We start from the raw sequence: 24,120 nt of genomic DNA, 5'->3' as shown, positions 1-24,120 counted from the left end.
TTGAGCCGGCGGTTCTCCTCCTCCAGCTCCTTCATGCGCGCGACCATGGACACGTCCATGCCGCCGAACTTGCTGCGCCACTTGTAGAACGTCGCCGAGCTGATGCCGTGCTCGCGGCACAGCTCCGGCACGGGCGCACCGGCCTGGGCCTGCTTGAGCACGGCGATGATCTGGCTGTCGGTAAAGCGGGACTTCTTCATGGAACCTCCTCGAGAAAGGGGACGAGAAAATTCCACTTCTGGCGTCTGCTAATGGGCGGGGGGATTACCGTGCCGCACTTCGCCGAAGCCTGAGCGCAGCTGTCCTACCGACGGCGCTCACGGCCGGGTGAGCGCGGCATGGCGCGTACGTGGCATCGGCCATGCAGGCAGTGCGGGCGCTGCGGGCTTTCCTTCAGTGCCGACGACTGCGCGCCACATCGATGTCGCCGCCGACGTCGCCTGCGCGCACATGTGGGGACCTGTGTGCGTGGGTGCCGGGCGCCATCCTGGTTAGAGCGTGTGATGTCCGTTGAGGTGAGTGCGAAGCGTCCTGTGGCGCATCGAGACAAGGCGTGCGCTGCGGCCCAGGCTGGCGGCCTGGGCAAGGCGCGCTGCGGGGTATCGGCGCGCCACAGGACGCTTCCCGGCGGGTTGGCCGCCAGCGGCACGGAGCGGGCGCCACGCAGCACCCGCTCCGCACCGCTGGCGGCCAACGCATCTCATCTCAACGTGCATCACACGCTTTAGGCTATGACGCCCTGCCCTGCGCGTTGTCATGCCCGCACTGATCATTTTCGATTTCGACGGCACGCTTGCCGATTCGTTTGGTTTCTTTCTCAGCACGCAGCGGCTGCTGGCCGAACGGCATGGCTTTCGCGCGGCGCAAGCGCATGAAGTCGACGATGCCCGTCGATTAAGCACGCGCGAATTGCTCAAGGCATCGGGCCTGAGCACGTGGCGCGTCCCATGGGTGGCGGCCGACTTCATCCGGCTCATGCGCGCCGCGCCACCGGTGGCGTTGTTTCCCGGCATTGCCCACACTGTGAGCACGCTGCATGCCCGGGGCACCCGGCTGGCCGTGGTGTCGTCCAACTCCGTGGAGAACGTGCAACGCGCGCTGGGCGCAGAGTTGAGCGCCACATTTGCCGTCATCGAAGGCGGCGCGCATCTGCTGGGCAAACAACGCGCCTTGCGTCGTGTGCTGCGTGCCACCGGGCACACTGCGTCGCAAGCGGTATACGTGGGCGACCAGGTCGCCGACTGGGAAGCCGCACAGGTCGTGGGCCTGCCGTTTGCCGCGGTGGCGTGGGGCTATGCGCATCCGGACGTGTTCGCCGGGTTGGCCGGAACGCAATTGATCGAACGCGTGGAAGACCTGCTTGCGTTGAGCGGACAATAGGCGGCGGGGATGGGGGATTGGCAATCGCTGGGCATTGCCGGTGATGGGTGTCGACGTCCCGTCATCCGCCCTTCGGGCACCTTCTCCGGATTGGAGAAGGAAGCTGCGATCCCGGGGCGCGTGGTGATGCGCCCGGACAGCGCCAACGTCTACACCCCACCGACCCGCGGCAACGGCGCCGGTACGTTCAACATGCCGCCGGCCGCGACATACGCTGCCAGGGCCTGGCCCTGGCTCAACAGGTGCCCGTGCATGGTGCGCTCGGCGCCTTCGGCATCGCCGCGTCGCACGCAGTCCATCAGCTGGCGATGTTCCGCCAGCGATTGCGCCATGCGCCCGGGCGTGAGCAACTGACGGCCGCGGTGCATCTTCAAGATGCGGTGCAGATCGTGCGTCACCCGGATCAACCAGGGATTGCCGGCGTATTGCTGCACGGTTTCGTGGATCAGGTAATTGTTGCGGTAATACTCGGCCACATCGCCGGCTGCCGACGCGGCTTCCATTGCCGCATGCAGCTCTTCCAGGCGCTGCACGCCGGCCGCGTCGATGCGCTTGACCGCATCGTGCGCGCAGCGGCCTTCCAGCATCGCCATCACCGGGAACAACTGGTTGAGGTCTTCCAGCGTCAGCCGGGTGACCCGGCTGCCGCGGCCGGCATCCAGCTGCACCAGGCCTTCGGCAGCGAGCAGCTTGAGACTTTCGCGCAGCGGCGTGCGGCTGATGCCGAGTTCCTCGGCCAGGGCCGGCTCGTCGATCCACTCGCCCGGCGGCAGCGCGTAATCGTAGATCTTCTGACGCAGGCGCTCGGCCACTTCCTCGTACAGCGGCACGCGCTTTTTGGAGGCGCGCGAATCAGGAGCGAGGGTCATGGTAGGCAGGCTGTCGGCATCGGGGCGGGGCGCCCATTCTACGTGGGCGCCCCGCTGCGCTGTGGCGTGTGGCCCGCATCACAGCCAGCCCGGCACCACGAAGACCAGCCACGCTGCCAGCGGCCCCAGCAACACCACCAGGCCGCTGTAGATCAGGAAGCGGCGGAACAGGCCGTCGCGTTCTTCCTTGGCCGCCGAGGCCACCACCAGCGCGCCGTTGGTGGAAAACGGGCTGACATCGACAATGGTGGAGGACACTGCCAGCGCGCAGATCACCCCGGCCGCACCCAACTGGCCCTGCATCAGGAATGGCACCGCCAACGGAATGGTGGCCCCCAGCACCGCTGCCGAAGAGGCGAATGCCGAGACGATACCGCCGACGTAGCAGACCAGCAGCGCGCCCAGCAGCGGCATGCCGATGTGCGAGACACCGGTACCGATGTAGTCCACCGCACCGGACTTTTCCAGCACGGCGATATAGGTCACCACGCCACTGATCAGCAGCACGGTAGACCAGCTGATGCCATCTACCGCGCCCTTCTGTGCGTTGGGCGAAATCAGCGCCAGTGCCACCGCGACCGTGATCGAGACCAGGCCGACGTTGAGGTTGTAGATCAACGCAGCAACGCCCAGGCCCAGCAGGCCGATCAAGGTGATCACGCGGTCGCGGGTGATCGATACCGCCTCCAATGCCAGCGGGTCGGTGGACAGGGTGCCGCCGCCCGGCGCCACCAGTGCACCGTGCCCTTCGATCGCAAAGCCGCGGTGCGACGCCTGGTCGCCGGCAACCGCAACGTACTGCGCATCGGCCAGCGACAGCTCCTGCCGACGCATCAACTTCAGTCCACCGAAGGCGCAGAAGCAGATGATCGCCATCATCAGGTTAAAGCCCAGGCTAGTGAGGAACACCGCCATCTCGCTGACGTCCAGCCCGGCTTTTTCGACCACCTTGTTGGTGATGCCGCCATACACGCTGATCGGCGAAAAACCGCCGCCCTGCGCACCGTGGATCACCAGCAACCCCATCATCAACGGATTGATGCGGTACTGCTTGGCAAAGCGCAGCGCCACCGGCCCGATGATGACCACCGCTGCCGGCCCCAGCGCACCGAAGGCGGTCAGCAGCCCGGTAATGACGAACATCACCCACGGGATGGCGACGATGCGCCCCCGCACCGCACGCACCGCCCAATGCACCAGCAAATCGATGGTGCCGTTCTTCTGCGCGATGGCGAACAGATAGGTAATGCCGACCAGGGTCAGGAACAGGTCGCCAGGAAAGCCGGCCAGCACTTCCTTGCCCTCCAGCCCCACCCACACGCCGCCAATGATGAAGGCCAGCGCGAACGCCACCGCCCCCATGTTGATGGGCAATGCAGTGGCGACGATGAACATGATCACCAAGCCAAGAATCGTTGCAATTTGCGGGGTCATGCGCCCTCCCAGACACCTGATACGCGTACAGCACGGATGGCCGCCCGCCACCCTGGGGTCACACCGTGTGCAGCACCTGCCTGATCGTCATGCCGCGCGCTCGCACGCAGCCGCGACCCATTCGACAACACCGTGGGTGCTGTGGAATTCGTCCACCGAGCGCGCTTCGCACGCCGGCAGTAACTCGCGCGCCATCCGCGCCAATGCGCTGCCAGGACCGAGTTCGAGAAACACGCGTGCGCCGCGTTCGGCGGCTTGCACCAGCACGTCGTACCAGCGCACGGTCTGCGCGATCTGCCTGGACAACGTGTCGACCACCAGGGCGTGCGTGCCGACCGCACGTGCATCGATGCCTGCCAAGACGCGCAGCTTGGGGGCGAGAAGGTCTGCGCTTTCCAGCTCGATGGCAAAGCCTTCGGCGGCCGCGCTCAACCACGGCGTGTGCGCCGGCACGCTCACCGGCAGCAAGGTGACGCGCGCACCTTGTGCGCTGGCCGCCTCGCCAAGCGCCCGCAACGCAACGTGCGGGCCGCCGAGCACGGCGTGATCGTCGCCGTTGATGATCGCGAGCGCTGCGCCGTGCGCCTGGCACAGCGTTTCCAGGGCGCGCAAGGGCACACCGATCACCGCCATCAGCCCCGCCTGCTGCGGGCTGGCCGCATCCATCAGCCGGGCGCGCGTCGCTGCCAGCTGCAGGCAGGTGTCGGTGGACATGCTGCCGGCCACCGCATGTGCGGCAAGCTCGCCAACGCTATAACCGAGCACCAGCAGCGGCGTGGGAAGTTGCGCACACAGTGCCTGCCAATGCGCCAGCGTGCCGGCGCAGACCAGTGGTTGTGCGATGGCGTTGGCGTAGCGGCCCGGATCTGCGGCCAGTGTTTGTGGTGCGACGCCAAGCACGCGCTGTGCGCTGGCGAAGACGGCGGCCGCCGCAGGTGCGTCTGCAACACGCGCGAACATCTCGGCGAGTTGCCCGCCTTGGCCCGGGCAGAGCACGGCCAGGCTCATGCAGTGGCCTGACCGAGTTTGCAGGATTGTCGTGCGCGCACGCTGCCGTATTCAGTATTGCGCGCGATGTGCCGGCAAACCTGGACGCGGAGATTGACCGAGGGACAACGTGCGCGGTTTGTTGCGACGGCAGACAGGTCAACAGCCGTCGTGGCTGCGATCAACATGTCGCGGCCATGCATCTGAGCAGGCAACACTTGTTCTGCAGCCAGGGCGCAAGCGCGGCTCATGCCAGCTCCTGCCGATGCAGGAACCATGCACAGGCCAGCAGATCCGCGCTGCCGCCGGGGCTCAGGCGACGGGCGACGAAGCGCTGCCCGATCGCATGCAACCGCGCGCGCCACTGCGATTGGGCAATGCCGCCGTCGGCAAGGAAGGCTGCCGCCTGCGCCTTGGCGAATGTCAGGCCTTCCGGCCCGCCACGATGCAATAGATTGAGATCGTCCACCTGGGCGATGAGCTGCATCAGGGTCTGCACCAGCGCCGCTTCACGCGTGACGCCACCCGCAAGCGCGGTCCGCAGCGCAGGCAGTGCGATCTCACGCAGCAGTGGATACCCTGTCGCAGCTTGTTCGCGCACGCCACTGATGCGGTATTGCGCACGCACGCGCTGGCCATGGCTGTGCGGGTTCAACGGTGCAGCCCGCAATGCATCGCGCCAGGCGCGTACGCCATCGCAGACCTGTTCTGCCGTGGGGCGCCGCCCCTGCTCACTGCGCAGGCGTGCAGCCTGCGCAGTGAGCAGGCCCAGGCTGAAAATTGCGCCGCGATGGGTATTGACGCCACAGGTCGCGCGCAACATCGCGGACTCGACCGCGATGCCCAGCTCGCGGAGCCGTTCGAATGGCGCGTGGTCGATGCCGGCCTGGGCAATGGCGACAAAATAGCCACGCAAGGCGAACAGGCTACGCACGAACGTGGCTGCATCCATGTCGGTGTGGCTGCCGCTGTCGAACGGCGTTACCAAGCCCGGCTTGGGCGCACAGGCCAGCTCTGCATGCAGGGCGCCAACCGCCAGCCGGCCGAGCTGGTAGGCAGCATGGCGCGGCGGCGCAAGCGCACTGGCAACCCAGTGTTGCTGCAGCTGCGCGCTCATGCCGCACTCCGGACCGGAAACAGCGCAGCACGCGGCAACAGCCGGCAGTCCTGGTTGGATTTCACCAACACCTGTTGCGCGTTGCCGGCGTACTCGCGCCAGTTCACCGCGTTGTCGCCGGGCAGCAGCAGTTCGCCATCGGCACGCAGACCATGACGCTGCTCCCAGCGTTGCAACAGCGCGATCACCACATGCGCCTGCTGTGGAGTTTCGATGGACCACAACAGATCCAGATCCGATTGCGCGTGCACGTACGTCAGGCCGGTCAAGGTCTGCAACGCGAAGCTGCCGAAGACGCGCGGCTGCAATGCGTGCGCGCGGGCGTGCGTGAGCAAGCCCTGCAATGCCGGCTGCAGCGCACCGGGCGCGTGTGTCAGCACTGCATCCAGTGCCAGTGGCACGGAACAGCGCGCGACATCGGCAACGTGCGCTTGTAACGCCAGGCGCTGCTTGCCCTCGCTGGGCGGCAACGGCACACCCAGCCGCAGGGTGCCCGGTGCCTGACTGCCATCGCCACGCGCCACCACCGCTGGCAGGCCGGCCGCGAACCACCGCTGCAGCCGTGGCTGCGCGCCAGGCGTGACGGCCTGCCACTGCGCATCTTCGCGCAACCACACCAGGGCGTGGCGGCCGGCCATGCTCAGGCCTCGCCCGCAGCCACGGCGCTGGCGACATCGCGCGCCAGCGTGCGCCCGCCGCGTTGCGCGCCGCGCGCACGGCGCTGGTCGCCGTCGGCCGGGACGGCCAGTGCGTCGAGCAGCGCCTGCGCCAGATCGCCCTCCCACAGCGATTCCACCGCGCCCATGCGCACGTAATTTTCCACGCCTGGGGCGAACACCGGCGAGCTCTTGCTCAACGCCTGCAAGGTGTCGACCGATTGCTTGGTCACGCGCGCCATCGCGCGCAGATCCATAACCCGGATCTGCGCATCGGGCAACGCATGGATATGGTCGGCCATCAAGCCGAACGACAGGAATCCACCGCTGACCGATTCGCCGTAGACCAGCGTGATCAGCCGCGCGCCGCGCCTGCGTGCCAACTCCAGCGCACGTGCCAGATGTGCGAAGTAGCCGTTGATGCCGAGTAATTCATCGCGCCGTGCCAGCCGCTGCCCGGCAGTGTCGGCCAGCATCACGATCGGGCGCTGCGGGTGTGCGCGGGTACTTGCCAGGACAGTGGCAGCCAGGGCCAAGGCGTGATCGACGCCGACTTCGAGCTTGTTGGCGGTACCGATCACGGTGACGTCGCCGGCGGCGGTGGTTGCGCTGCCGGTCAGCACATCGTCGTTGCGCGCGATGGCGTGACCGAGCGGAAACAGCTGATCGAGCAAGCGGCTCAGTTCCATGGAAGGCTCCGGTCTGCGGTTGCGGCAAGAAAGGCCTCGGTATCGAGCAACGGCAGGCGCTGCGCATCGACAATGCCCTGGCGCTTCCAGATCTCCAGTCCGTCGCGGCAATCGCCGTACGCATCGATGCGCGCTGCCAACTGCTGCTGCGCATGCTCCAGCGCCTGCAATTCGGCTTCACCCGTCGCTTCGGTGAGTGCATCGAGCGTGGCCAGCGCTGCATCGGCGAAGGCATCGATACGATCGGCCACCAGCGTTTGCGCTTCGCCTAGCAGGTAGCGGTGTTTGCCGCCGGTCACGCGCCACACCAGGGCACGGTCGCGCGCGTCGAACTCTTCCACTCCACGCACGGTTTCGATCACGTCCGGGCCGGACAACGACAAGCGGCCTTCTTCGGACATGATCACCGCGCTGCAGCAGCGCGCCACGATGCCCATGCCACCGAACGCACCGTTGCCGCTGCCGATCAAGGCCAGCACCGGCACACCGGCGGCACGCGCGCTCAAGGTGGCACGCATGATTTCGGAGATGGCGATCAGCCCGGCATTGGCCTCATGCAGACGCACGCCGCCGGTGTCCAGCAGCAACAGCACCGCGGCCGGCTGCGTGGTTGCGGCGCGTTCCAGCAGGCCGGTGAGTTTGGCGCCATGCACTTCGCCCACGCCGCCGCCCATGAAGGCGCCTTGCTGCGCAGCGATCAAGACATTGCGGCCACGCAAGCTGCCTTCGCCCACCACGATGCCGTCATCGAACGCGCCGGGTGTCTCCAGTTGTGCCAGATGCGGGCTGATCAGGCGGCGCCGCGGGCCAACAAATTCGCGAAGGCTGCCGGCATCCAGCAGACCATCGATACGTTCGCGGGCATCGGCTTCGTAGTAGCTGCGCTGGGCCATGGGAACGGTGGTGCTCATGGGTGGCTCCCGACGGCATGCGTAGGAGCGCACCTGGGCGCGACCTGGGTATTACCGGCAACGCCCCTCGCGCCCGGGTGCGCTCCTACGGGATGGTTGGGGTGTGCTGGCTGGCGGCTCATGCGTCGGCTCCCTGCAGCACATCCAGCGCTTGTTCCAGGCGCAAACTCACCACCGCCGGCGTGGCGCCGACATCGTTGATGCTGATGCGCACATCGCGCAGTGGGTGACGTGCGGCGAAGTCGTCCAGCACTGCCTGCCAGATCGCGCCAAAGCCGCGTGCGGCGGTGAGGATATCGATTTCCATCGCGCCCTCGAGCGGCACGCGCTCGACCAGCACTTCCAGATTGCCGGACGCCACGACGCCGACCAGCGCGTGTTCCAGCCCGGCGCGTGCGCCACGCTGGCCATCAAAGCGATATCGCAGGGTTTCCATGCTATGCCCTTACCAATTGCGAAAACGTTTCGGCGGGTCGTACAAGCCGCCGGACCAACGCACCAGGTCCTTCACCGTGCGCGCTGCAAGCAAATCGCGCGTGGCATCGCGCGGGCGGATGCCCAGATCGTCCGGCCGCTTGATAACGCCGCGGTCGCGCAGGTTTTCGACCATGCGCCTGTCGCGCCCCAGGCCCACCGCGGTATAGCCCGACACACCGCGGATCGCCTGTTCGCGCTCTTCCGGCGTGCGGCACAACAGCAGGTTGGCGATGCCTTCTTCGGTGAGCACGTGGCTGACATCGTCGCCGTAGATCATCACCGGCGGCAGCGGCATGTTGGCGCGTTCGGCCAGTTCCCAGGCGTCGAGTGTGTCGACGAATGCCGGCGCCATGTGTTCGCGGAAGGTCTCCACCATCTGCACCACCAGCTTGCGCCCGCGTGGCATTTCGCCGGGTCTTGCGGCTTCGCGCCCGGCCTTGAGCCAGGCGTCGCTGGCATGCCGGCGGCCGCGCGCATCCGAGCCCATGTTGGGCGCGCCGCCGAAACCGGCGATGCGGTCGCGTGTGGCGGTGGAGCTGTTGCCCTGCAGATCGATCTGCAGGGTGGAGCCGATGAACATGTCGCAGGCATACAAACCGGCGGTCTGCGACAGTGCGCGGTTGGAGCGCATGCTGCCGTCGGCGCCGGTAAAGAAGATGCCCGGGCGTGCGGCGATGTACGTCTCCATGCCCAGTTCGGAACCGAACGAATGCACCGACTGCACGAAGCCCGATTCGATGGCCGGGATCAGCGCCGGATGCGGATTGAGCGCCCAATGCCTGCAGATCTTGCCCTTCAGCCCCAGCGATTGCGCGTAGGTGGGCAGCAACAGCTCGATCGCGGCGGTATCGAAGCCGATGCCGTGATTGAGCCGGTCCACGCCATATTCGGCATAGATGCCCTTGATGGCCATCATCGCCATCAACACCTGGATCTCGGAGATCTGCGCCGGGTCGCGGGTGAACAACGGTTCGATGTAATTGGGCTTGGGCGCCTGGGTCACGAAATCCACCCAATCGGCGGGAATATCCACGCGCGGCAAGGTGTCGAGGATTTCGTTGACCTGCGCGATCACGATGCCGCCCTTGAACGCGGTGGCTTCCACGATCACCGGCGTGTCTTCGGTATTGGGGCCGGTGTAGAGATTGCCGTGGCGATCGGCGGCCTGCGCGGTGACCAGTGCGATGCGCGGGGTCAGGTCGATGAAGTAGCGGCCGAACAATTCCAGGTAGGTGTGGATGGCACCGATTTCGATGCGACCTTCACTCACCAGCCCGGCCAGGCGCGCGGCCTGCGGGCCGGAGAACGAAAAGTCCAGGCGCTTGGCGATGCCGCGCTCGAATACATCCAGATGCGCGGCAAGCGACAGCACCGATTGCACCATGTGCAGGTCATGCACGCGCGCCGGATCCACCTCGGTGAGGCAACGCGCCAGGAAATCGGCCTGCTTCTGGTTGTTGCCTTCCAGGCACACGCGGTCGCCCGGCTCGATCACCGCTTCCAGCAACGCCACGACATCGTCGGCAGCCACAACACGCCCCTGCGGCGCCAGCGCGGCGGCCCGCTGCAAGCGCCGACGCCGGCTGTCGGCCCGGGTGTCCCACTGTCGACTCATGCCTGTGCCTCGCCGGGACGAGCCCGTAATGTCAAAGTAATTACATCGTAATTATGTGCGGCACGCGTGTCTAGCCGCGTTGCAGCATCCGGTTTCGGCGCCGGACAGGCGGTCAGCCGCCTGAGGCCCGAGCGCTTGTGTATCGGCAAATTTCGATATATCGTTTCTCCATGCTTCGATATATCGAATGAAACAGCGCCCTTCCGTCAGCCCAACGGTCGATCTCGATGCAGCGCCTGCCCGCGCCCGCGGTGCCGGCGCGCGCGCCCGCCCGCTGGAACACGGCGATCTGCGCCTGCTGCTGCTGGCGCTCATCGCCGAGCGTCCGCGCCATGGCTATGAGCTGATGCGGCAGATCGCCGCGCTCTTCAAAGGGTTGTACACGCCTAGCGCCGGTGCGATTTATCCGGCACTGGCGCAGCTGGAAGCCGCCGGCTGGGTGCACACCGATCTGGATGCCGGCCGCAAGCGGTATCAGGTCACTGCCGCTGGCAGCGACTACGTTGCACGGCAACGCGATGCGCTCGATGCCGCACTGGCCCGCACCCATCGGCGCGCGCGTGAGCTGATCAAGTCGCAAACGCCGGCCCCGATTCGCGATGCGATTCATCGCATCAAACACGGCTTGTTCGCGCGCCATGGGCAATGGAGCGAGACAGAGACCGCGCGGATTGCTGCATTACTCAACGCCGCCGCCGACGGCATGGAGCGCGACGACAACTGAGCCGGTGTATCGCGATGACGCCTGGGACCGGCCCGACAGCGATCTGCGAGCCGCGCAGGTCGATAGAACGACAGCACCACCCCGAGTACAGGTAAGGCGATGCACCTGCACGCGGATTCGCACGCCCGTCACCTGCCCCTGGCGGGCACTTCTTCCGCAGAGAGACGGCAAGCCCACTGCGCTGGATGACATCGCACCACCAGGGCAGGTCGCCACTTGCCACGCCAGTGACCGATCACGCATTGATTTCATAACGCTCCATCTTCTCCCGCACCGCCGCGCATCCATGCGGCACTCCAGGAATCGCACCCCATGGCTGCACACACCAATACCCAACTCCGTCGCGACCCACGCCTGCGCTCCGTGCAGGTGCGGCGTTGCGAAGCGATCACCCCGCACATGCGCCGTATCGTGTTCGGCGGCAGCGGCCTGGCCGGCTTTCAAAGTGATGCGCCGGACGATCACATCAAACTGTTCTTTCCCAATGCCGACGGCGCCTTCGTCCTGCCGACCATGACCCCGGACGGCCCGCGCTACGAAGAAGGCGCGCTGCCTTCGCCAGCACGCGACTACACGCCACGCTATTTCGATCCGCAGAGCGGCGAGTTGAGCATCGACTTCGTGTTGCACGGTGACGGCGTGGCGTCCAGTTGGGCCGCGCACGCACAGCCGGGCGACCCACTGAAGCTCGGCGGCCCTCGCGGCTCGTTCCTGGTTGCCGATGACTACGACCACTACGTGCTGATCGGCGACGAAACCGCGCTGCCGGCGATCGGCCGCTGGCTCGAAGCGATGCCCGCCGACGTGCACGCGCAGGTGTTCATCGAGATCGCCGATGCCGCCGAGCGGCAGGAACTGCTCAGCGCAGCCGAGGTGCGGGTGAACTGGCTGGAGCGCAATGGCTTCGATGCCGCCAGCAGCACCCTGCTGGAAGACAGCCTGCGCGACTATGAGCCAGAGGATGGCGATACGTTCTACTGGATCGGCGCCGAATCGATGCGCGCGCGCGCCATGCGCAAATTCCTCGAAGACCACCTGGGTGTGGACAAGGAGTGGGTGCGGGCGAAAGGCTATTGGAAGGCGCGCGGCGAGCACGGCGAGGAGTGAGTACCCTGCGTGCACGCAGCGCGCGTCGGCTCTCAACGCATCACTGCGCCGCTTCGCCCGCACATGCCGTGCATGACATGCGCTACGGCGGCACCGGCCAGGACTGCATGGCCGGCAGCGCCACTTGCACCCGGGCCGGATCGATGCGCGTGCGCAGCCAGGCCAATGCAACCGGCAACGGACACAAGGCCTGACCATGGCAGCCGGGCAAGACCAGCGTGGACGAGGCCAGCGCCTCGTCATCCAGGCGCCCGCTGCGCAACGCCGACAGGCCTGGCATCAGGGTCCGCACGCGTAGCAAGGGCGCGCCGTCGCGTTCGAGCAGGTCCAGCACCAGCGCGCCGCCGGGCGGATAGTCGTCGGGGCGATCGCTGCGATGCCACTGCACGCCGAGCAGCCCACCAAGCGTGGCCAGATTGGTGTCGTGGCCAACCAGCACCAGCAACCGCGTGGAGGACGGCGCCAGTGCCGCCACCGACGGCGTTTGCCCGACCGCGGCCTGCACGGTGGCCAGCAGATGCGCGAGCAGGTTGGATGCCGCCGCCGTGGCAACCGGTAACGGACGCTTGCTCTGTGCGAACGAGGTGTTGTGCAGGGCAATCAATTGCGCCACCGCGGCGCGATCCACCTGGCCCCAGCCCAGCTGCGCCGCATCGAAGCCTTCGACGTCTTCCAGCATCAGGTTCTCGGCCAGTCCACCGGCCAGCTTCAGGGTGCTGGCCGCGGCCGGCGAGCCGTCGCGCGTAGCCGGCTCGTAGAGCAGCCGGGCAGGCGGCGGCGCGGCGCAGCGCCCGTGCTGGCAGCCACTCAACACCGCCTGCAAGTGCGCCAGCTGCGCGCGCGTCTCAGCCTCCAGCCGCACCGGCGGTGCGGGCGCCTTGCCGCCCTCGAACAAGGCGTTGCGCTCGCCCTCCGGCAGGGCCTGATAGTGCACTGCGCAGCCCGGCGCCATGCCCTGCAGCAGCGCCTGCGCGCTGGCGTGGTTGCGGGCGGTGCTGTCGGCGATGGTGACGATCTGTTCGGTGCCCGCGCAGCCGCTGGCCGCTAGTCCGAGCGACGGCGCGAATAACGCGCGATAACGTGCGCCCAGCGCCTGCATGCCCGCCCGTCCATGCGGCGTCAGCTGGCCCGCTCCCACCGGCCAGTGCGGCCATGGCAGCGCGCTGTCGCGATCCAGCGCGCTACCGGGCTGGGTCGGCGCACGGATGCCATGCCGCACCAGCACGATGGTCAGGCGCAGGTGCGCGGTTGCTGCGGCGGTCTGTTTTGCGGAGACCGGTTTTGCCATCGGCAGACAGAGCGCCAGACCGAGCAGTGCGTGCCGCATCGTCCTGGCAAGAGAGCGATTGCGCATGGCGTGCCTCAGAACCCCGCCGACAACGCGAGCACTACCCCGCGTCCAGGCTGACCGACATACCGCGGTGCATGGGTGGAACGCGCGCCGGCGGTGCGTGCCGCGCGTCCGGACATCGCGGTGGCGCAATGGCTGCCCCTGCAGGAACAGCAGCAACAATCTACCCAAGCGCACGACAAGCATCACCGGTCCAGAAAAATGCGCCCAGCCTGCGTGGCCCGGATGACGTGTGGATGACAGCCGCCAAATGCGTTGCCGCGCGGTGCGCCCGGCCGTTGATTCGCGGCGATGGCGATGGCGCGATCTGCGAGACGGCGACGCGGCATCAGGCCACCTGTTTGCCCATGCCACGGTCAGCGTGGTCCACGCTGCCGGCTATGCGGTGAGCGGCGGCGTTTGCCAAGACACGCGCCCGACACGCTGGCGACCCCAGCATGACCTCGCCACACCCGACGGAGTCGCATGTGGTCATCCCCCTCAACGACAAAGGCCCGCCGAAGCGGGCCCTTGCCTGGACAGCAGCCAGACCGCTTACTTGGCTGCGGCATCCTTTGCCGCAGCATCGCCGGCCTTGGCCTGCAGGGCTTCGGTGGTGATACGGATCTTCACTTCGTCGCTGACGTTCGGGGCGTACTGGCCCAGGCCGAAATCGCTGCGCTTGATGGTGGTGGTGGCGTCGAAACCGGCGGCCGGCACCTTCTTCATCGGGTGCTCGCCGGCACCGTTGAGGGTGACGTCCAGCACGACCGGCTTGGTCTGACCCTTGATGGTCAGGTCGCCCGTGACGGTCAACTTGTTGGTGCCGGCAGCTTCCACCTTGGTGCTCTTGAAGGTGGCGGTCGGGAACTTGGCCGCGTCGAAGAAGTCACCGCTCTTCAGGTGTTCGTCGAACTTGGCGGTGAAGCTGTTCAAGCCGGACAGCGGCAGGGTGACCTGCACGGTGGACTTGGTCACGTCGGCCGCGTCGTACACCAGGGTGCCGTCGACATTGCCGAAGTGCGCGCTCGGGTTGGAGAAGCCGAAGTGGCTCCACTGCGCCAGCACGTCGGTATGCGACGGGTCCAGGGTGTAGGTGCCCGATGCCACTTCCACGGCCGGGGCGGTCGAGGCGGCAGCCGCCGGTGCAGGTGCCGGCGCAGCAGCGGCGTCGGCCGGGGTGGTGGCCGCCGCCGGGGTTTCGGCAGCCGGAGCGGCAGTGTTCTCGGCCGGCTTGGAGCAGGCGGCAATGGCCAGGGTCAGGGCGAGCGGCAGCAACAGCTTGTGGGTGGTCTTCATTGGAACTCCATGGGATGAGAGACGCGTCGGATCAACGCGGGTGGGACAGATGCAGACGGACGAGGACTGCAGGAAACGCAAGACACCATGTACGTCGACCCGGCGAGCCAGATCAAGCGGTCGGCCGGCGAACGGCCAACTGCGTCGCTTGAACGTGGCAGGCACACGCAGTGTGCGGGGCCGATGCGCGCCGTCCACGGCGCTGTGCCGCAGCCGGAACGCATGCACCGCCTACTCGAAACGCGCCGCTTCGTCGAAGCTCAGGCGCGGCGAACGCGGGAACAGCCCGGCCGGATCGCCATAGCCGAGATTGACCAGGAAGTTGGACTTGATCGGCGTGCCGGCAAAGAACGCCGCATCCACCTTGGCGTTGTCGAAGCCGGACATCGGGCCGGCATCCAGTCCCAGCGCACGCGCAGCCAGGATCAGGTAAGCGCCCTGCAGCGAGCCATTGCGGAACGCCGATTCGGTGCGGCCCTCGCGCGGGCCGTCGAACCAGCTCTTGGCGTCGGCATGCGGGAACAGGTACGGCAGCTTCTCGTGGAAGTCTTCGTCGTGCGCCACGATCACCGTCACCGGTGCGGCCAGCGTCTTGGCGGCATTGCCCTCCGACAGCGCCGGCTTGAGCTTGGCCTTGCCTTCGGCGCTGGTCACGAACACAAAGCGCGCCGGACAGCTATTGGCCGCGGTGGGCCCCCACTTCACCAGCTCATACAGCTCACGCAGTACCTCGTGGCTGACCGGCGTGTCGGCAAACGCATTTTGCGTGCGGGCGGTGCGGAACAGCTGATCCAGTGCGGCGGCGTTGAGCGAGTCGGACATGAGCACTCCAGAGGAAGGGTGGTGCGACGGTAGGTTGCGGCGTCGGCGCCAGTGTGAAGACCCGCAGTGTAGAGTGGCGCGATTGCCGCCACACGCGTTCAATCTGAAACAAATCTATGTCGGATCTGAAACGATGGGGCTGACCTGGGCACTGAGCGACGGCCGTGCCGGCAATGCGCGCCAGGCCGAGGCGCTGGCGCGTGCATTGCAGCCCGATGCCTACCAGCCCCTGCACCTGCAGCCCAACGCGCCGTGGCGTTGGGCGGCGCCGCGGCGGCTACCCGGCGCACGGCGGGCGTTTGGCGCGCCATTTGCCGGGCAACTGACGCAGCCCCCGGCGCTGGCCATCGGCTGCGGCAGGCAGGCGGCGCTGGCCACCCGGTTGCTGCGTGCCCACGGCAGCCGCAGCGTGCAGATCCTGGATCCGCGGCTGGATCCGCGGCACTGGGACCTGCTGGTCGTGCCCGAGCACGATGCACTGCGCGGCAGCAACGTACTCACCCTGCTCGGCAGCCTGCACCCGGTGGACGATGCGTGGCTGGCGGCCGGGCGGGCGGCCTTTCCCGCACTAGGCGGCTTGCCCGGCCCGCGGCTGGCCCTGCTGGTCGGTGGGACCACCGACCAGGTGCCGTGGACGCCACAGGCGCTAGCGGCGCTGTGCACGCGCTTGAGCGCCCAACTGCGCGCGCTGGGCGGCAGCCTGCTGATCACCACCTCGCGCCGCACACCGGACGATGCAATCGCAACGCTGCGCGCGGCCTGCGTCGGCCTGCCGCATCTGCTGTGGTGCGACGAACGCGATGGGCCCAACCCGTATGCCGGCCTGCTCGGCTGGGCCGATGCCATCGTGGCCAGCGCCGATTCGGTCAACCTGCTCTCCGAAGCCTGCGCCACCCGTGTGGCGGTGACCGCCGCGTTCGGCGACCAGGCACGCGGGCGCGTGGGCACCTACCTGCAGGCATTGCGACAACGCCAGCGTTTGCACCCGGTAGATGAAGTTCTCGCCGGCGCTGTCGATATCGTGGCAGTGCGCGAAACCGAGCGCATCGCCATGCAGGTGCGCGCGCGCCTGCTGGCATGACCCAAGGCCCGTCAGCGGGCCACTGAGACCAAGGACGCTTCGCATGACAGGGACAATCAACGCGCGATGGATGCGGCACACTCAGCGCCGGGCGATCGCGCTGCTGCTACTTGCCGCGTTACCGCTGGCGGCCACCGCAGCAGCACCGCGTTGCGTACCGCGCTACCCATCACCGCAAGCCACCGCTGCGATGTTCGACCTGGCCACCTCCACCGCGCAGGCACTGGATGCGTTGCCCGACGCCAAGGTGGTGCTGCTGGCGCGCGGCGGCCAGGACCTGAGCCGCTATGGCCTGACCTGCGCGTGGGCGTTCCCACCCGGGCACTGCAGCAACGTCTGTACGCGCTATTGACTGGCAGCGGCGATCTCGCCCACCGCCTGCATGAGACGCGCTACAGCATCGTGGCGTATCCGTTTTCCACCGACTATCAAAACTCCAACCAATGGGGGCTGGAAGTGCTGGCCGTCGCGCTGGCGGCCGACGCGCAACCGGCAGTCGCCATTGCCAACCGCCGCGATGCACAGGCATGGCTGCGCACCGCGCGTTACCACCCAAGCATCCTGCATCTGGATTTGAGCCAGCGCATCGGCGCGCGCTTTGTCGCCGCCAATGCGGCGGTCACCGATCACCCTGTGGGCGAACGTGTGTCGGGCAACTATTCGGTAATCACGGTCGAATCGGTGTTCGACTTTCTGCATCAGCGCGACGCGGTCGACAAGGAACTGTCGATTGCACGCGCCGCCCCTACTCCTGGAGAAACGCCATGATGCACGCCCGTACTTTTCTCGCTGCCAGCGCGTGCCTGTTCGCCGCCTTGACGTTGCCTTGCGCACACGCCGGTGAAGCGACCACACCCGGCGAAAGATCCGAGTTCTATTCGGCGCTGTCCCTAGCCATGCCAGTGCTGATCGCGTCCGGTGTGTTTGCCTCCGTCGTTGCCGGACCACTCACTGCATCGAGTGAAATGGCCGCGTCACGTCGTAAGGCGCACGCAGGCAAGCTGCCGCCAATGCGCGTGCAAGCCGTCGACACCCTGCCCGCGGGTGCGCGTCAGGTGCGCCTGCAGGACCCGCAACAAGCCGAGAACACCGCAGTGCTGCAATGGCAGGCACGCCAGGACGACCCCGCCGCAGGCTTCCACGTCGGCGACATGGTGACGTTCCAACCCAGCCCGGTCGGCAGCGGCTGGACCGTGCATGCGGAACAAGGCCGGGCGTTGGCGTTCGTACCGACAGAAGCGGCTGCCGCCTACAGCAGCAGCCACATTTGGTGACATGCACGCCCTGCGCCGCAGGCCGAGACCACGTCTGATCGACCACAGCGTGATCGTCGTTGCATCGGCGGCGTTGCCGCGACGCCGATGCCTCCAACCACGCTTGGTTTACGGATTGCTGGGGGAACGCGGAATGCCTGCGGGCGCCGCGTCCAGCGCGCCGATCATCAGCCGCACGACCGGGGTTCCCAAGCCGGTGGTGTAGTTGTACTTGCCGGCGATCGGCACGTCGTTGCTGACGACCCCGTTATTGCCGGGGATGCCGCGGTGGTAGGCCTCCGGTCCGTTGGCAGCCAGGCGATACAGGTAATCGTTGAGATTGCCCTGCCGGCCCTGCTTCTGCACCAGCAACGCGGCCACGCTGGCGAACTCCGGCGCCGCCACGCTGGTGCCGATCACCTTGGTGATGGCACCGGCCACGTAAATGGACACCGAGCTGGTGCCCTGCTGACAGGGATGCACGGCGATCCCAGGGCAACCACCGACCAGCATGCCAACATCGGGCAATGCGCGCATCGAGGTGCGCGTGCCGCCCAGCGCGCGCAGCTGGTATGCCGGACGCTGGAACAGCGCGCTGACGCCGCCACCGGCACCCCAGTAGCCGCCGCTGAGCAGCGCGCCGACGCCATATGGGTCCTCGGCCTGCAACGGGTCGGCAAACGCGCTTTCGCTGAGGTAGCTCGAATCCAGGCTGCCCTTCTTGTAGGAAGTGAGCAGGTTGCCACCACCGACCGCGGTCACATACGCATCGGCGGCGGGCCAGTGCACGCTGGGGACGTAGCGGCCGTTCTTGCCGTCCACCAGGTATTGCGTGTCCGGGCAATCCAGGCCGGCGTTGTCGCCGCTGGAGGCGACGAAGCTGATGCCCTGCGCGTTGCCTTGCTTGAAGACCGAATCGAACAGGCCAAGGATGGAGGTGGCGTCATTCCCGTTGTAGGCCGCGGTGAAGACCTGTTCGCAGAACCCGAACGAGGAGCTGACCACGTCGGCCTCATTGTCCTGCACGATCTGTCGGTAGCCGGCCAGGAGGGAATCGATGGAGAGATCGGGGATCACGTACAGCAGCACGTGCGCGCCCGGTGCGCCGCCAAGCGCCATGTCCACATCGAGTGTTGCCTCGCGCACCGCAGCGCGCTTGCCGTCCTGCACCCCGGGCTTGGCACCGGCCACATAGCGGCGTGCATACAGTGTCGGATTGGCATGGTTGCCGGCATACCGGCTGAAGCGCTCGTGGTCGAACATCGCGGCGATGTCCGTATCCAGCACGTCGCTGCCGATCAAGACGGCGATCGTGCTGCCGCTACCGTCGAGCCGCTGTTGCTTGCCTGGCGCGCCAATCATCGTCTGGTAGGAAGGATAGCCGTAGGCCTGCTTGAGATCGTTGTACCAATAGCTGGTGGTGCCATCGCCGGAGCGGTTGCCGGGCTCGCCGGCCAGCATGCGCGAGTCCATGCGTGCCGTCGGCATCCCGTGGCTCAGTCCGGTGACGGCGACACCGTTGGCACGCAGCGCGGCCGGCAGCTGCAGCGGAGCGGCAGCCGCCAGGCGCACCTGCTGGCCGGCCTTCAGATCAGCGACCAACGGCGCGGCAAACAGCCGCTCCACGCTGTCTGCATTCGCGCTGACATGCAGGGTTGGCCCTTGCTGCACCACGGTCATGTGTGCGGCCTGCAAGGCAGCGCGCACCTGCGCGAGCTGCGCAGGCGCCGGGCCAAACCGCCGCTGGAATTCGGACGCCGACAGCCACTTGTGGTACTGCGGCGACAGCGGGTCCTGGATGTCGGCCAGCAGCGCATCCAGCGCCACCTGGTCGCGTGATGGCAGATGCACGTCGAAGGACACGGGCGCAGCGCGCAAGCTCGCCGTCATCGCGTCAATCCGGGCATCTGGGACGGTTGTGGCAGCGTTGGCGCTGCCGAAGGCGAACAGCGAAGCGGACAACACGGCAGCCAGCAGCGGCCGACAGCGGATGCGAGTAAGCATGGATCTCTCCGGGGGCACAGCAGTGAGCGAGGCCGAATGGCATCGCAGGGGCATGCACGACCGCTCGCGACCAACGGCGCGACCATGTCGACACGGAAACAGGAAGCAGGTACCGGCTGCGAGCGATGGCCGCGCTGGCTGAAATCCACACAGCTGGCCGCTGCCACGGACCACGGCAAGGCCGAGCGCTGCCAGCGCACCAGCGCGACACTGCGCATTCGGCAGCTATCGCCATCGGCATCGGCAGGTCGCGGGGCTTGCAAGGGCTGCCATCAATCAGACGACGGGGTCGGGAGCCGGGACGATACGTGCGATGTCTACGGCTGAAATGCCGGCGGGCGAGATTGTGTCGCCACCAGCGAGGTGCGCCAGCAGGTGCCGCTGCATGCCAGCTCGCCGCGCGTGGATGTCCCAACGTGGGCGCCGTTGTCGCGAGCGCCTGCAAGCGCCCACTGCGCGCACATGCGCACGCTCACGCCAGCATTTCCGACGTCGAGGCCTGCCGCCCGCTTTGCGATCACCATGTGCTGCCGGTGTCGCCGGTGAGGCGTCCTGTGCACACCTCACCGATGACGACCCGACGTCGTGGCGCAGGCGTGCCCCCCGTTCTGCACATCGCATGCCGACGATGCCGCCGCGCGTATGCGCCGCCACGAACGCCAGCGCACACGCCGTTGGATTGCGGCCGCGATGTGCGCACGGGCCCAATCGGTCGCCGCCGGCGATACAGGCACGGTCCGGCGGCAGGCGCCTGCGCAATACGGTCATCGCGCACCGGCGCCGTGGCCGGCGAGCGCATCGCTGCGCTGGTCCATCCCTGCCGTCGAAGAGATAATTGCGCGCCCACTCAACACCGTGTCGCCATGCGTCTTGCCTCGCCACCTGTAGTCGCCCCGCTCACCGCCCGTGCATTGATCTGGGCGGTGCTGGCAATGGGCGCGGTGGTCCTGCTGTCCAACATCCTGGTGCAATACCCGATCAACGACTGGCTGACCTGGGGCGCGTTCTCCTACCCGCTGGCGTTCCTGGTCAGCAACCTGATCAACCGCCGCTTCGGCCCGCGCGCCGCGCGCCACGTTGCCTGGTGCGGGTTCGCGCTGGCGGTGCTGCTGTGGATCTGGCTGGCGACGCCACGCATTGCGGTGGCCTCGTGCAGCGCCTTCATCGCGGCGCAATTGCTGGACATCAGCGTGTTCGACCGCCTGCGCGACGGCAGCTGGTGGCGCGCGCCGATCGTGGCCACCACCTGCAGCGCCACCCTGGATACCACGATCTTCTGGAGCATTGCGTTTGCCGGCGCGAGCCTGCCGTGGGTCAGCTGGGCCGCAGGCGATCTGGCGGTAAAACTGGGCATGGGCGTGTTCCTGCTCGGCCCGTTTCGCGCCCTGCTGTGGCGGAGTGCGCCGCGTCGGTAGAACGCAAGACGCTCATGGGTGCGTTGCCTCCGCCAGGACAGCAAGGCACCGTTGCTGCCGTTTGCTGCAGCTGCATCGAAAGCGGCGTACTCACCCGTGCACTTACAGCGCTGTTTCATCCTTGCCCAGCGGAAACGTCAGGCCCTGCCCACGTGCTGCGTTGAAGATGATGCCGCGCGCCTGCTGGATGGCCGGCGTGGGCGCGATCAGGCGTGGGCGGCGGTCCAGCGTGCAGCTCAGGCCGGCATCGACCAGCGTTGCATGCGCCTGATGCAGCGATGCGGCGCTCTCGTCCGGGAGCCAGTGCGTGCGCGCCAGTGCGTCGATCAACGCGGGCGTGTCGCAGGCATCCAGCAGCTGCGGCTGCAGCGCTGCCAGGCCGAGCACGCCGGCCTGCAGCACGAATTCCAGATCCACCAGGCCGCCAGCGCCTTGCTTGAGATCCAGCCGGCCGGCATCGCTGCGATCCAGTTCGGCGCGCATGCGTGCACGCATCTTGCGCACGTCCTCGTGCAATTGCGCGGTGTCGCGCACCCGCATCAGCGTATCGCGACGCACGTGGGCAAACGCGTCGCAAAGCGCCGCGTCGCCGGCCACCGCGCGTGCACGCACCAGGGCCTGATGCTCCCAGGTCCAGGCGCGGTCGCGCTGGTATTCGCGGTAACTGGCCAGCGAGGACACCAGTGCGCCCTTGCCGCCATCCGGGCGCAGTCGCACATCGATGTCGTACAGCCGGCCGGCGCCGGTCTCGGCAGCCAGCAATGCCATCACCTTCTGCGCAAGCCGCGCAAACCAGCGCCCGGCGTCCAGTGGGCGCTTGCCATCGGAGGCGTCCACCTCGGGCGGATGATCGTACAGAAACACCAGATCCAGATCCGATCCGAACCCCAGCTCCAGCCCGCCCAGACTGCCGTAACCGACGATGGCAAAGCTGCCGCCGGGCACGTGTCCGTGCGCGGCCAGCATGTCGCTGCGCGCCAGGTGCAGCACGGTCTGCACGACCGCTTCGGCAAGCCAGGCCAGTTGCCGGGTGCTCTCCACCGCCTGCTGGCGGCCATCCAGCGTGGCCAGCGCAATGCGGAAGCTCAGTGCAAGCCGACGCTCGTTGAGCTCGCGCAGCGCCGCTTCGGTGTCATCGATGTGCAAGGTACCGGCGCAGGCCGCGTGCAGCGCTGCGCGAACCGGCAGCGGGCCGCTGATGCGGGTGTCGAGCAATTCGTCCAGCAGCAAGGGATACGCCGCCAGCCGCTCGGCCAGCAACGCACTGCGCGAGAGCACATCGACCAGGCGGGCAAGCGCGCTGGGTTGCTCATCGAGCAAGGCCAGATAGCTGGTGCGGCGCAAGGTGGCCTGCAGCAGGCCGAGCATGCGACGCACTGCCGCGTCGGGCTGGCTGGCGCGGGTGGCTGCGTGCAGCAGTGCCGGCATCACCCGATCCAGCCGCGCACGCGCACTATCGGACAGCACGCGCACGCCGGAAGACTGCGCGAAATCGGCCAGCGCCTGATGCGCGCCACCGGGATCGTTCAAGCCAATCCCCGCCAACGGCGCAGCATCGCCGTCCGGCAGCGCGCGCCAGTAATCGGCAAGCGCGTCCGGTGCGGTGGCGCGCACGCGCGGGGCCAGCAGCTCGGCAAATTCCGCCGCAACCCGCGCGCGCTGCGGCGCCAGCGCGTCCAGCAGGGCCGACCAGTGCGCGTAACCCAGGCCCAGCGCAATGCGCTCGCGATCCAGCGGCGCCTGCGGCAATGCGTGGGTCTGCGCATCGCGCAACATCTGCAGGCGATTTTCCAGCCGGCGTAGAAAACGATACGCCGTCGACAGCGCCTGGCCGTTTTCCTGGTCGATCTGGCCTGCCGCCACCAGCGCCTGCAGCGCGGGCAGCAGCCGGCGTTCGCGCAGGCTCGGCTCGCGTCCGCCGCGAATCAGCTGCAGCGATTGCGCCAGAAACTCGATTTCGCGAATTCCGCCGGGCCCACGCTTGATGTCGTCCAGACGATCGTGCCGCGCCACTTCGGCGGTGATGGCTGCTTTCATTTCGCGCAAGCCATCCAGTGCGGTGAAGTCCAGATACCGCCGGTAGACGAAGGGGCGCAGCGTTTCCAGCCAGGCTTCGCCGGCGTCGATATCGCCAGCCACCGCGCGCGCCTTGAGCCAGGCGTAGCGCTCCCAATCGCGACCTTCGCGCTGGAAATACTGGTCCATGCCGGCGAACGACAACGCCACGCGTCCGGCGGTGCCGAACGGACGCAGGCGCAGATCCACGCGATGGCTGAAGCCGTCGGCCGTGGTTTCGTCCAGCAACCTGGCCAGCTGCTGGCCCAACCGTGCGAAATACTCTTCTGCCGCCAATGGACGCGCGCCATCGGATTGGCCGCCCTGCGGATAGGCGTAGACCAGATCCACGTCCGAGGAAAAATTCAGCTCGCCACCGCCCAGCTTGCCCAGCCCGAACACCACCAGGCGTTGCTCGCTGCCGTCTGCAGCAACGACCTGGCCGTGGCGGGTGTGGAACTGCTGCTCCAGCGCGTGCAGGCCGCATTGCAGGCAGTGCTCGGCCAGCTGGGTTGCGCCGGCCAGGGTGGCCTCGACGCTGTCCAGACCGAGCACATCGCGCCACACCAGGCGCGTGGACTCGGCGCTGCGATAGCGTCGCAATTGTGCAGGCCACAGCTGCGGCTGCGCCGGATCGAGCTGTGGCAGTGGCAGCGGCGGCGGATCCGGTTGTGCCAGGTGCTGCAGCAACGCCGGTTGCCGCGCCAACGTATCGAGCGCGAACTCGCTGGCCAGTGCCACCTGCGCAAGCTGCCGATCGAACGCGCCGCCCGGCCACGCCTGCTCGACAGGCAACGATTGACGGACACGCGCCACGGCCCGCTCGATCAGGGCGGTGAGCGCAGGAGACATGGAAGCGGTCGGCATTGGCATGACCGGATTTTGGCATCCCTAC

At 67.4% G+C, this 24,120-nt stretch carries 22 protein-coding genes and 2 pseudogenes; 7 read left to right on the top strand and 17 right to left on the bottom strand.

Going from position 1 to position 24,120, the window contains the following annotated elements; genetic code table 11:
* A partial coding sequence (locus tag J7360_RS08745) for a transposase (RefSeq protein WP_059001059.1) occupies window positions 1-200 on the bottom strand: 200 nt, incomplete at its 3' end.
* Between the two features lie 556 nt (window positions 201-756).
* On the opposite strand from J7360_RS08745, the gene J7360_RS08740 reads away from it, so the two are divergent.
* Window positions 757-1,380: an HAD hydrolase-like protein gene (locus J7360_RS08740; RefSeq protein WP_007962444.1), complete on the top strand. Its 624-nt coding sequence runs from the start codon at window positions 757-759 to the stop codon at window positions 1,378-1,380.
* 149 nt (window positions 1,381-1,529) lie between these two features.
* On the opposite strand, the gene J7360_RS08735 is transcribed toward J7360_RS08740, so the two are convergent.
* From J7360_RS08735 to mdcA, 10 genes are all read right to left on the bottom strand, one after another.
* Window positions 1,530-2,249 carry a GntR family transcriptional regulator gene (locus J7360_RS08735; protein ID WP_008576608.1) on the bottom strand — a complete coding sequence of 240 codons (720 nt, stop codon included), beginning with the start codon at window positions 2,247-2,249 and terminating at the stop codon, window positions 1,530-1,532.
* 78 nt (window positions 2,250-2,327) lie between these two features.
* Complete coding sequence (locus tag J7360_RS08730; RefSeq protein ID WP_057663422.1) at window positions 2,328-3,683, bottom strand: SLC13 family permease; 1,356 nt, start codon at window positions 3,681-3,683, stop codon at window positions 2,328-2,330.
* Between the two features lie 87 nt (window positions 3,684-3,770).
* Window positions 3,771-4,691 (bottom strand): malonate decarboxylase subunit epsilon, encoded by a 921-nt coding sequence (gene mdcH / locus J7360_RS08725; RefSeq protein WP_057663424.1) that lies wholly within the window; start codon window positions 4,689-4,691, stop codon window positions 3,771-3,773.
* Window positions 4,688-4,921: a hypothetical protein gene (locus J7360_RS08720; protein ID WP_139792601.1), complete on the bottom strand. Its 234-nt coding sequence runs from the start codon at window positions 4,919-4,921 to the stop codon at window positions 4,688-4,690. The genes mdcH and J7360_RS08720 overlap by 4 nt, the downstream gene beginning before the upstream one ends.
* The gene (gene mdcB, locus J7360_RS08715; protein ID WP_057663427.1) at window positions 4,918-5,787 is read right to left on the bottom strand and encodes a triphosphoribosyl-dephospho-CoA synthase MdcB; all 870 of its coding nucleotides are present in this window, start codon (window positions 5,785-5,787) and stop codon (window positions 4,918-4,920) included. The genes J7360_RS08720 and mdcB overlap by 4 nt, the downstream gene beginning before the upstream one ends.
* Window positions 5,784-6,425, bottom strand: a complete 642-nt coding sequence (gene mdcG, locus J7360_RS08710; protein ID WP_057663430.1) for a malonate decarboxylase holo-[acyl-carrier-protein] synthase — start codon at window positions 6,423-6,425, stop codon at window positions 5,784-5,786. The genes mdcB and mdcG overlap by 4 nt, the downstream gene beginning before the upstream one ends.
* 2 nt (window positions 6,426-6,427) lie before the next feature.
* Entirely contained in the window at window positions 6,428-7,132 is a 705-nt protein-coding gene (gene mdcE, locus J7360_RS08705; protein WP_057663433.1) for a biotin-independent malonate decarboxylase subunit gamma, read from the bottom strand.
* Window positions 7,123-8,025, bottom strand: a complete 903-nt coding sequence (locus tag J7360_RS08700) for a biotin-independent malonate decarboxylase subunit beta (RefSeq protein WP_176214960.1) — start codon at window positions 8,023-8,025, stop codon at window positions 7,123-7,125. Before J7360_RS08700 ends, mdcE begins: the two co-directional genes overlap by 10 nt.
* Before the next feature lie 136 nt (window positions 8,026-8,161).
* Entirely contained in the window at window positions 8,162-8,479 is a 318-nt protein-coding gene (gene mdcC / locus J7360_RS08695) for a malonate decarboxylase acyl carrier protein (protein WP_005914105.1), read from the bottom strand.
* A gap of 9 nt (window positions 8,480-8,488) precedes the next feature.
* On the bottom strand, window positions 8,489-10,135 hold the full coding sequence (gene mdcA, locus J7360_RS08690; RefSeq protein WP_057663440.1) for a malonate decarboxylase subunit alpha: 1,647 nt from the start codon (window positions 10,133-10,135) through the stop codon (window positions 8,489-8,491).
* A 187-nt stretch (window positions 10,136-10,322) separates the two neighbouring features.
* Here mdcA and J7360_RS08685 point away from each other — a divergent pair, with 187 nt between their 5' ends.
* A complete protein-coding gene (locus J7360_RS08685) occupies window positions 10,323-10,859 on the top strand; it encodes a PadR family transcriptional regulator (protein ID WP_209033671.1) in 537 nt (178 codons plus the stop codon).
* A gap of 312 nt (window positions 10,860-11,171) precedes the next feature.
* Complete coding sequence (locus J7360_RS08680; RefSeq protein WP_057660393.1) at window positions 11,172-11,966, top strand: siderophore-interacting protein; 795 nt, start codon at window positions 11,172-11,174, stop codon at window positions 11,964-11,966.
* 82 nt (window positions 11,967-12,048) lie between these two features.
* On the opposite strand, the gene J7360_RS08675 is transcribed toward J7360_RS08680, so the two are convergent.
* The 4 genes and pseudogenes from J7360_RS08675 to J7360_RS08665 form a co-directional block, all read right to left on the bottom strand.
* The gene (locus tag J7360_RS08675; RefSeq protein WP_057660389.1) at window positions 12,049-13,320 is read right to left on the bottom strand and encodes a histidine-type phosphatase; all 1,272 of its coding nucleotides are present in this window, start codon (window positions 13,318-13,320) and stop codon (window positions 12,049-12,051) included.
* Between the two features lie 182 nt (window positions 13,321-13,502).
* A pseudogene (locus J7360_RS21640) lies at window positions 13,503-13,723 on the bottom strand (hypothetical protein).
* Window positions 13,724-13,851: 128 nt separating this feature from the next.
* A complete protein-coding gene (locus J7360_RS08670) occupies window positions 13,852-14,595 on the bottom strand; it encodes a YceI family protein (RefSeq protein ID WP_007972283.1) in 744 nt (247 codons plus the stop codon).
* A gap of 231 nt (window positions 14,596-14,826) precedes the next feature.
* A complete protein-coding gene (locus tag J7360_RS08665) occupies window positions 14,827-15,417 on the bottom strand; it encodes a malonic semialdehyde reductase (RefSeq protein ID WP_003483243.1) in 591 nt (196 codons plus the stop codon).
* A gap of 133 nt (window positions 15,418-15,550) precedes the next feature.
* On the opposite strand from J7360_RS08665, the gene J7360_RS08660 reads away from it, so the two are divergent.
* The 3 genes and pseudogenes from J7360_RS08660 to J7360_RS21360 all read left to right on the top strand — a co-directional run bounded on the left by J7360_RS08660 (window position 15,551) and on the right by J7360_RS21360 (window position 17,772).
* The gene (locus J7360_RS08660; protein WP_057660387.1) at window positions 15,551-16,498 is read left to right on the top strand and encodes an ELM1/GtrOC1 family putative glycosyltransferase; all 948 of its coding nucleotides are present in this window, start codon (window positions 15,551-15,553) and stop codon (window positions 16,496-16,498) included.
* Window positions 16,499-16,541: 43 nt separating this feature from the next.
* Window positions 16,542-17,266 (top strand): annotated as a pseudogene (locus tag J7360_RS08655) (DUF2145 domain-containing protein).
* Window positions 17,267-17,514: 248 nt separating this feature from the next.
* Window positions 17,515-17,772 carry a hypothetical protein gene (locus tag J7360_RS21360; RefSeq protein WP_244242562.1) on the top strand — a complete coding sequence of 86 codons (258 nt, stop codon included), beginning with the start codon at window positions 17,515-17,517 and terminating at the stop codon, window positions 17,770-17,772.
* A gap of 108 nt (window positions 17,773-17,880) precedes the next feature.
* On the opposite strand, the gene J7360_RS08645 is transcribed toward J7360_RS21360, so the two are convergent.
* Window positions 17,881-19,755, bottom strand: coding sequence for a S53 family peptidase (locus tag J7360_RS08645; RefSeq protein ID WP_057660381.1), 1,875 nt, complete (start codon window positions 19,753-19,755; stop codon window positions 17,881-17,883).
* An 863-nt stretch (window positions 19,756-20,618) separates the two neighbouring features.
* Here J7360_RS08645 and J7360_RS08640 point away from each other — a divergent pair.
* Window positions 20,619-21,170 carry a VUT family protein gene (locus tag J7360_RS08640; protein ID WP_209033669.1) on the top strand — a complete coding sequence of 184 codons (552 nt, stop codon included), beginning with the start codon at window positions 20,619-20,621 and terminating at the stop codon, window positions 21,168-21,170.
* 102 nt (window positions 21,171-21,272) lie between these two features.
* Here the strand turns inward: J7360_RS08640 and glnE are convergent, their stop codons facing one another.
* Window positions 21,273-24,098 carry a bifunctional [glutamate--ammonia ligase]-adenylyl-L-tyrosine phosphorylase/[glutamate--ammonia-ligase] adenylyltransferase gene (glnE, locus tag J7360_RS08635; RefSeq protein WP_209033667.1) on the bottom strand — a complete coding sequence of 942 codons (2,826 nt, stop codon included), beginning with the start codon at window positions 24,096-24,098 and terminating at the stop codon, window positions 21,273-21,275.
* Window positions 24,099-24,120 lie beyond the last annotated feature (22 nt).

Source organism: Xanthomonas sp. D-99 (assembly GCF_017746145.1).
Classification (GTDB): Bacteria; Pseudomonadota; Gammaproteobacteria; order Xanthomonadales; family Xanthomonadaceae; genus Xanthomonas; species Xanthomonas cissicola.
The sequence above is the reverse complement of the archived record's forward strand: the minus strand, read 5'-3'. Positions and strand labels throughout refer to the sequence as shown.